Annotated in this window: 1 protein-coding gene; it reads left to right on the plus strand. The window is 73.1% G+C overall.

Translation table 11 applies throughout. From position 1 onward, the window contains the following. A partial coding sequence (locus EN850_RS33510) for an efflux RND transporter periplasmic adaptor subunit (RefSeq protein WP_136092932.1) occupies positions 1–480 on the plus strand: 480 nt, incomplete at both ends.

Consider the following 480-nt stretch of genomic DNA (forward strand, 5'->3'; position numbering starts at 1 on the left):
CGACCGTCACCGGCCGCGTCGAACGCGTGCTGGTCGCACCGGGCACCGCAGTGAAGCAGAACCAGGCACTGGCCATCGTAGTCAGTGGCGAAGCCGCGGTGTTCCGCGCCAATGCGCTCGCCGCATCGGCCGAAGCCGAGGCTGCGCGCCTGGCCTATGGCCGCGACAAGGCACTGGTCGACCAGGGCGTGGTCGCCCGCCAGGACATGGAAGCCGCGCGCGCACGTTCGCTGGCGGCACAGGCCCAGGCCGCCGCCGCGCAGGCCCAGGCCGCCGCCAACGGTTCGCCGGACAGCAGCGGCCGTGTGCGCATCACCAGTCCGGTGGCCGGCATCGTCGGCAACGTGCAGGTCACCCCGGGTGGCGTAGTCGCCGCCGGCAGCGCGGTGGCCGATGTCGCCGACCCGACGATGAACGAGCTGGTGTTCACTGCACCGCCGGCGCTGGCCGCGCAGGTCACGCCGGGCATGACGCTGGAAG

The sequence above is a fragment of the Mesorhizobium sp. M8A.F.Ca.ET.207.01.1.1 genome, from assembly GCF_004794715.1.
In the GTDB taxonomy this organism is placed as follows: Bacteria; Pseudomonadota; Alphaproteobacteria; order Rhizobiales; family Rhizobiaceae; genus Mesorhizobium.